The sequence below is a fragment of the Vicinamibacteria bacterium genome, assembly GCA_035620555.1.
In the GTDB taxonomy this organism is placed as follows: domain Bacteria; phylum Acidobacteriota; class Vicinamibacteria; order Marinacidobacterales; family SMYC01; genus DASPGQ01.
In genome coordinates, this window is the sequence record DASPGQ010000749.1 from 1 (window position 1) to 8,013 (window position 8,013).

General features: G+C 62.7%; 5 protein-coding genes. 3 read left to right on the forward strand and 2 right to left on the reverse strand.

The genetic code is table 11. The features are described from left to right. On the forward strand, positions 1–340 hold a 340-nt coding region (locus VEK15_29960; GenBank protein HXV64961.1), incomplete at its 5' end, for a pyridoxal phosphate-dependent aminotransferase. On the opposite strand, the gene VEK15_29965 is transcribed toward VEK15_29960, so the two are convergent. Then, positions 337–1,533: an MFS transporter gene (locus VEK15_29965; GenBank protein ID HXV64962.1), complete on the reverse strand. Its 1,197-nt coding sequence runs from the start codon at positions 1,531–1,533 to the stop codon at positions 337–339. The genes VEK15_29960 and VEK15_29965 overlap by 4 nt on opposite strands. Before the next feature lie 49 nt (positions 1,534–1,582). Next, positions 1,583–2,419, reverse strand: coding sequence for a DUF4159 domain-containing protein (locus VEK15_29970; GenBank protein HXV64963.1), 837 nt, complete (start codon positions 2,417–2,419; stop codon positions 1,583–1,585). Between the two features lie 244 nt (positions 2,420–2,663). On the opposite strand from VEK15_29970, the gene VEK15_29975 reads away from it, so the two are divergent. Beyond that, positions 2,664–5,030 (forward strand): protein kinase, encoded by a 2,367-nt coding sequence (locus tag VEK15_29975; protein HXV64964.1) that lies wholly within the window; start codon positions 2,664–2,666, stop codon positions 5,028–5,030. An 18-nt stretch (positions 5,031–5,048) separates the two neighbouring features. Beyond that, a partial coding sequence (locus tag VEK15_29980; GenBank protein ID HXV64965.1) for a glycosyl hydrolase occupies positions 5,049–8,013 on the forward strand: 2,965 nt, incomplete at its 3' end.

Sequence of the window (8,013 nt, forward strand, 5' to 3'; positions counted from 1 at the left end):
GGCCGTCAGGAATCGGGACGCGATCTTCGATCGGGCTCGCGCTGTCTCGGAGACCAACCTGGCGTCGCTCGATGGCTTTTTTCACGACCATTCCAACCATCTCGAGTGGGTTCGCCCTCCGGGTGGCATGACCGGGTTCCCCCGTCTCGTTCACGCGCAGGATACAAGACCGTTTTGTGAATCGGCCGCCGCGCGGGGCGTGCTGCTGGCGCCGGGAGACTGCTTCGGGGTTCCGAATCACATCCGTCTCGGCTTCGGCGCGTGCACCGAAGGATTCGACCAGGCGCTCGATGGCGTTTCCGCGGCCCTGTCGGATGCGATGGCGTCCTCGAGCCCTTAGGACTTCAACGGCTGCCGAAGATGGCGGCCGAGAGCGACCGAGAGCGGCCACAGCGCGACGCCGAGGACCCCCACGCCGTACCAGAGCTTATCGGGGCCGAATTGCTCGTAGACGAGAGTTCCGCCGAATGGGGCGAGGATGAAGGCCAGGGAGAAGGCGGTCGTATAGAGGCCCATGTACTGACCTCGATACCCCGCTGCCGCACGTTGGGCCACCACTACGTTGAGCATGGGTAGGGCGAGCATTTCACCGAGCGTCCAGACGGCGACGGTGAGGGCGAGCCATCCGAGTGTCGCGCCGAACGGCATGAGGCCGAACCCGGTGCACAAAAGGAATGCACCGGCTCCGACGAGCTGCATCCCGTCTCGGTCGCTCACCGCGTGGATCAGAATCATCTCGAACAAAACGATGAGAAGCGCGTTGAAGGACAAGAGATAGCCGATCGCGTCCTCACGAAATCCCGCGTGCTCGTTCAGGTAAAGCGGAAACGTGCTGAAGATCTGAAAGAGAACCGCCGCCATGAGAATCACGAGCCCGAGGAGCGCCAGATAGGGGAGATCGCGCAGGGGCGACACACCACCCGACTCGTGGCTTTCGCGCGTCTGCGAGCCTTTCGTGTTCGTGAGCCGAAGGAGCAAGACCGCTCCGATCCAGCACGTCCCGGCGTCGGCGTAGAAGAGCCAACGATAGTTGTAGAGGGCGAGAAAACCGCCGATCGCGGGACCGATTCCCATACCGAGATTGGCGGCCAGTCTCAGAAAAGCGAACGCCTTCGCCAGGATCGAGGGGTCGGCTCGTTCGGCGAAGGAAGCCATCACCGCAGGTCGGAAAGACTCCACGATTGCGCCGGTGACGAAAATGGCGGCGGCGAGGGCATCGCGTCGCTCGAGCGCGCTCAGCACCAAGAAGCACATGCCGCCGAGCGCGAGGCTCGTTTGCTGCGTGCGGATGTGACCGATCCGATCGCTGAGCCAGCCCCCCGAGTAGCCGCCGATCGCGGCGCCGACACCGTACAGGGCGATCAGGCGTCCCGCCTCGTCGGCCGCCAGGCCCCGTTCGGTCGTCAGGTAGAGCGAAATGAAGGGGAGCACCATGGTTCCGCTCCGGTTGACGAGCGTCACCAGCGCGAGGAGCCAGAGGTCTGACGTGAGTCCGGAGAACGCCTCTCGATATACGCGAAGGATTGAGCGCACGCCCGAGACGATACCTCACCGCGGACGCATCGTGATGTCAGGCGTTGAGCTAGTGCGTCATCGCGTAGATCGCGATATTCACGCCCAGTGGGTAAGCCCTGATCGAGAAGCGGTAGAAGAACTCGTCGTCTTCGCCCTCGCGCTCCCAGCCATCGGCGATGTCGGTATTGTGGGTCATGATAACCATGAGCCGCCGCTCGGCGTCGAAGATGCCGCGGAAATGCGGCTGCTCGGAATCGTAGCCCCGCTCCGACGTGGAGGTGCCTCCCGAGCGTCGCCAGAACTGGATGGAGGGAACTTGAGGAATCTTGCGCACGGTAAAAAACATCTGCAGCACCGGATGGTCCGGGGGGATGTCCACGATGGGGTACTCGTCCGGGGGCAGCACCCGGCCTATCTCTCGACTCCAGTGGTCCCAGGCCGAGGTACCCCAGAAGTCGTCCACGTAGAGGATGCCCCCGCGCTTCAGATAGTCTCGAAGGCGCTCCGCCTCGATCTCGGTGAACCCCGCGGTTCCGACATCCGACATGAAGATGAAAGGATAATTGAACAACGCGTCGTCGGTGAGGGTCACCACGACGTGGTTGGGCATGCCCTCACCATCGAGGGCGACGCGAGCTTTGGTCAGTTCGGAAAGGCGGATCATGAAGTTCACGTCCGAGTTGGGATAGTCGGTGTTCCATCCGTGACCAAGAGGCTCGTCCCGAACACTCTGGTACATGACGCGTGCGAAAGTGAAGGATCGCTCTTTGAGATCCTCTTGATCGGGGAATCGAGGAGGAACGCGGTTCCACCATCCTCGCCAGCCCCAGTCCGGATTCCTCCTCGTCTGCGCGAAGACGGTCAGACCCGAAAGCGCGGCGAACGATATCCATAACAGAACCATCCGCCCTCTCACGGACCGATGGTACGGGATACCGCGGGGCACGGCAACTCTGGCGCCGACCCAAGCGGCAGCATCCATCCGACGGCCACGGCAGAAAAGACGGACCATTGCCCAGCACTTCCTCGAATGTCGGAGGACGGGCTGACTCCGTGGAGACGATTTCGACTACGGCATGGGAGACCGGCGGCCGCGATCCAGGCTCGACTTTCTTCGCGATCGGGGTTAATGTGTCGGTCGCGCGATCATGCCTGCGTCGGGTGACATGTGGAAGCAGTTCAAGCTCCTCGAGCCGCTCGGTAAGGGAGGCATGGGACGTGTGTTCCTTGCCGAGGACACCGCGCTCGGGCGAAAGGTGGCCCTCAAGTTTCTTCCTCCGACTCTCGAGCAAGAGCCAACGGCCCGCGAGCGGTTCCTGAGAGAAGCGCGGGCCGCCGCGGCGCTCGACCATCCCTACATCTGCAAGGTCTACGAGATCGGCGATGTCGATGGCAAGGCGTTCATCGCGATGGAGTACATCGAGGGCCCTAGCCTGCGTGACAAAGTCGCTGCTGGGCCCTTGCCGCTCGCTCAGGTCCTGGATCACGGGATCGAGCTCGCCGAGGCCATCGAAGCCGCTCACGCCAAAGGCATCGTCCATCGCGACATCAAGAGCCAGAACATCATGATCACGCGAGAAGGCCACGTAAAGATCCTGGACTTCGGGGTCGCCAAGGCTCTGGTCATGGAAGCCCTCGGCGAAAGTCAGATCGATACGTTTTCGGGTCAGCTCACCTCGAGCGATGCCACGCCCGGCACTGTCATCTACATGTCGCCCGAGCAGGTGCGGGGTGAGACGGTCGACGGCCGCACCGACGTTTTTTCACTCGGCGTTGTGCTCTACGAGATGGCCACCGGCCAGCTTCCGTTCGAGGGCGCGACCTCCGGGCTCATCTACGACGCCATCCTGAACCTCGGGCCGAGACCCCCTCGCCACCACAACCTCAAGGTCCCGGAGGAGCTGGAGCGGGTGATTCTGAAAGCGCTCGAGAAGGATCGCGAGCACCGTTATCAGAACGCCAAGGATCTGATGGTGGATCTGAAGCGGCTCAGACGGGACACGGACACGGTGGTGGCTCGTTCCGTGGAGTCCCGGACGGCACCGACGACCAAGCCGAGAAAGAGCCTGGTGAGATGGGCTCTTACGGCGGCCATCCTCGCCGTCGCCGCGATCGCGTCCTATTTCCTGCTCCCTCGCGCCCCGTCGACACAGGTGGCCGACTCACTCGCGGTTCTCCCGTTCGACAACACCCGAGGCGATCCCGAGGTCGAGTATTTGAGCGAAGGCATCGCCGAAACTCTCATCAACCGTTTGTCTTCGATCCCGGAGCTCAAAGTCATGGCCCGGAGCAAGGCCTTTCGTTTTCGCGGGCACGATGTGGACCCTCAGACCGTGGGGCGGGAGCTCAATGTGGGCGCGGTGCTCACCGGGCGGGTCGTGCAGCAGGGTAACAACCTGAACGTTCAGACGGAGCTCGTCGATGTCCGGAGCGGGGTGCAGCTCTGGGGAGAGCAGTACAACCGGGCGCTCTCCGACATCGTGGCGGTTCAGGAGGAGATCGCGCAGCAAATCGCGCAGGCGCTACGTATGAAGCTGACCGGCGAGGAAGCTTCGGGACCTGCCCCGACGGTGATTTCCGATAGCGAATCCTACCAGGCCTATTGGAAAGGGCGGTTCCACTGGAATCGACGTACGAACGAGGATTTCAAGAAGGCGATCGCGTTTTTCGAGGACGCGCTCGTCGCCGACCCCGAGCTCGGGCTCGCCCACGTGGGACTCGCCGACAGCTATCTCCTTCTCGGGGCTCAGTTTTATGGACCCGATGCGGACTACCCGCCGTCCGCCGCGATGGCGAAGGCCAGGTCTGCCGCGAGTGAGGCGCTCCGGCTGAATCCCGACCTCGCCGAGGCGCACGTCACTCTCGCCTACATCGAGTTCCTGCACGAGTGGAATTGGGAGGCCGCCGAACGAGGATTCTTGCGGGCGATCGAGCTCGAGCCGACCTACCCCGTCGCCCACCAGTGGTACGCGGAGCTCTTGATGGTGCTGGGTCGGCACGACGAGGCGATCCGCGAGGCTCGGCGAGCACTCGAGCTCGAGCCGACCTCTCCCATACTCTCGCGCGAGCTCGCCTTCAAGTACTACATCGCCGGGCGCTACCCCGAGGCGATCGAACAACTCCAAGAGACGCTCGAGCTCGATCCGAATTTTTCGCAAACGCGGGTGATGTTGGCGGACGTCTACTGGGCGGTGGGCAGGAAAGATGAACTGCTCGAGCATGTTGCTCATCTCGACGATCGCCAGCGCAAGTTCCTCGAGCTCCTCGTCGAAGACAAGAACTTGGAGGCCCTGGCCTGGCTCGACTCCTACCCGAGACAGGAGTACTCGCTCACGACCCTCAGCCGCTACTACGCTCAAGCAGGTGGTAAAGAGCAAGCGCTGACGCTCCTCGAACAGGCCCTTCGAGAGCGCATCCCGCAAATCTGCACGACCGTGCCACGACCTGTCTTCGAACCCTACCGCTCCGATCCACGCTTCGTGGCGATCCGACAGGCGATGGGACTCCAGCCCTAATCAACGTTCATTGGAATCATGACGAATATGCTTTCATCGCTTCTATTATTGTTGTCGCTTTCGGCGGGCCAGGAGGCGAGCACCAATCGATTCCGCTCCGAGACTTTCGCCGGCCTCGAGCTCCGGAGCATCGGCCCGGCACTCATGTCGGGCCGCATCGCCGACATCGCGATCCACCCGGTAAATCGACATACCTGGTACGTGGCGGTTGGCTCGGGCGGCGTCTGGAAGACGACCAACGCCGGTACAAGCTGGGAGTCCATCTTCGATGACCAGTCCTCTTACTCGATCGGTTGCGTCACCATCGACCCGAGCAATCCCGAAGTGATCTGGGTGGGAACCGGCGAGAACGTGAGCGGCCGGCACGTGGGATACGGCGACGGAGTCTACAAGAGCTCGGATGGTGGCCGGAGCTGGGCGCGCAAGGGGCTCGCGGCTTCCGAGCACATCGCGAAGATCCTCGTCGATCCGCGAAGCTCCGACGTGGTCTACGTGGCGGCGGAAGGCCCGCTCTGGTCCTCGGGGGGCGAGCGGGGCGTCTACAAGAGCATGGACGGCGGCGAGACATGGAACCGTATCCTCGAGATCAGCGACGATACCGGGGTCACCGATCTCGAGCTCGATCCGCGAAATCCCGACGTGATCTACGCGGCAGCCTATCAGAGGCGCCGGAGCGTGTGGGCCCTGATGGCTGGCGGGCCGGAATCGGGCATTCACAAGACCGTCGATGGGGGAGAACGGTGGCGCGAGTTGACGAGAGGTCTGCCCGAAGGCGACAAGGGCAAGATCGGCCTCGCGGTCTCGCCGATCGATCCGGATATCGTCTATGCCACCATCGAGGCATCCGAAAAGGAAAAAGGCTTCTATCGTTCGACCAATGCGGGCGAGAGCTGGACGAAACAAAACGAGTACACGAGCGGTGGCACCGGACCCCACTACTACCAGGAAATCTACGCCTCGCCGCACCAGCTCGATCGCGTCTATCAGATGGACGTCTGGATCCATGTCACCGACGATGGAGGAGCGACGTTCCGCGAGCTCGGCGAGACCGATAAGCACAGCGACAACCACGCCATGGCATTCGTCCCGGGGGACCCCGACTACCTCCTTGCCGGAAGCGACGGCGGACTCTACGAAACGTTCGACGGGGGAGAGAGCTGGAAATACGTCTCCAATTTGCCCGTGACCCAGATTTACAAGCTTGCTCTGGACAACGACCTGCCGTTCTACAACGTCGTGGGCGGCATGCAGGACAACGGGACCCAGGCCGGTCCGTCCCGAACGCCGAACGTTCACGGCATCCGCAACCAGGACTGGTACGTCCCCTACGGTGCCGACGGCTACGCCTGTCAGGTGGATCCGGAGAATCCCGACATCCTTTATGTGACGTGGCAGAACGGGAACCTCCTCCGATACGATCGCCGCAGCGGCGAGCTCGTCGATATCAAGCCCCAGCCTGCCCCCGGCGACGAACCCGAGCGATGGAACTGGGACTCTCCCATCCTGATAAGCCCGCATTCGAGCACGAGGCTCTATTTCGCTTCGCAGCGACTCTGGCGAAGTGACGATCGGGGCGATTCCTGGACCGCGCTGAGCGGCGATCTCTCCCGGGGGCACAATCGTTACGAGCTGAAGCTCATGGGGCGCGTGTGGAGCGTCGACGATCTCTATGACAACGGCGCGATGTCCTGGTACGGCAACGCCACGACTGTTTCGGAGTCGGCCGTCGTCGAAGGGTTGATCTACGTGGGCACCGACGACGGTCTCATTCAGATTACGGAGGACGGCGGGTCGACATGGCGCCAGGTCGACTCTTTCCCCGGCGTTCCCGAGTCATCGTTCGTCCAGGACGTGAGGGCGTCGCTTCACGATCCTGACACGGTGTTCGCCGTTCTCGACGCCCACAAGCTCGGCGATCTCTCGCCCTATCTGCTCCAGAGCAACGATCGGGGCAGAAGCTGGAGCTCGATCGCCGGCGACCTCCCCGAACGCCACATCCTGTGGTCCATCGTTCAGGATCACGTCGACCCCGACCTCTTGTTCCTCGGCACGGAGTTCGGGATCTTCTTCACCACCGATGGAGGAGGGCAGTGGGTCGAGCTCTCCGGCGGGGCTCCCACGATTGCTTTTCGGGATCTGGAGATTCAGAGGCGAGAGAACGATCTCGTGGGCGCTTCGTTCGGACGGGGCTTCTTCATACTCGACGATTACACTCCGCTCAGGGATCTGCGCGCTTCCGATCTCGAGAATGATGCCTTGCTTTTCCCCGTGCGAACGGCTCTCGCTTACGTTCCGTCGACCCCGCTCGCGGTGCGTGGCAAGGCGTATCAGGGGGGCGCGTACTTCAGCGCGCCCAATCCGCCATTTGGCGCCGTCTTGACTTATTACCTGAAAGAAGAGCTGAAGGGCGCCCGAGAGAAACGCCGCGAGGACGAGAAACGCATTCGCGAAGAGGGAGGGGACGTACCTTTCCCGGGGTTCGACAGATTGGAGCAGGAAAGGCGGCGGGTCGATCCCACGATCCTCCTGATCGTCAGGGACGGTGATGGTGAAGAGCTACGTCGGATCGTGGCGCCAAAGGAGGCAGGTTTTCATCGTATCGCCTGGGACTTGCGCTACCCCCCTTACGAGCCCGCGGAGATCGAGCCGCCCGGGGACATGCCGCCGTGGGCGGATCCGCCCCAGGGCCCTCTCGTGGTGCCGGGTCGCTACACCGTCGTGCTCGCCAAGCTCGTCGATGGCGTCGTGACGCCGCTCGCAGAGCCCCAGAGCTTCGAGGTCGTCGACCTCGAGAACGCGACCCTGGAAGGCACCGATCGCGGCGAGGGGCTCGCTTTTCAAAAGGAGACGGGCGAGCTCTATCGAAAGGTTCTCGGGGCGGTCGACGAGGTGGAAAGAACCAGACGTCGACTCGAGCTCATGAAGAAAGCGCTCCTCGAGACCCCCGGAGCCGTTTCCGGCCTGATGGAGCGGACCACCGAGA

What these genes read in the sequence shown, in the direction of transcription:
- VEK15_29975 (HXV64964.1), top strand. Translation starts at nt 2,664, where the DNA reads ATGCCTGCGTCGGGTGACATGTGGAAGCAGTTCAAGCTCCTCGAGCCG.
- VEK15_29970 (HXV64963.1), bottom strand. Translation starts at nt 2,419, where the DNA reads ATGGTTCTGTTATGGATATCGTTCGCCGCGCTTTCGGGTCTGACCGTC.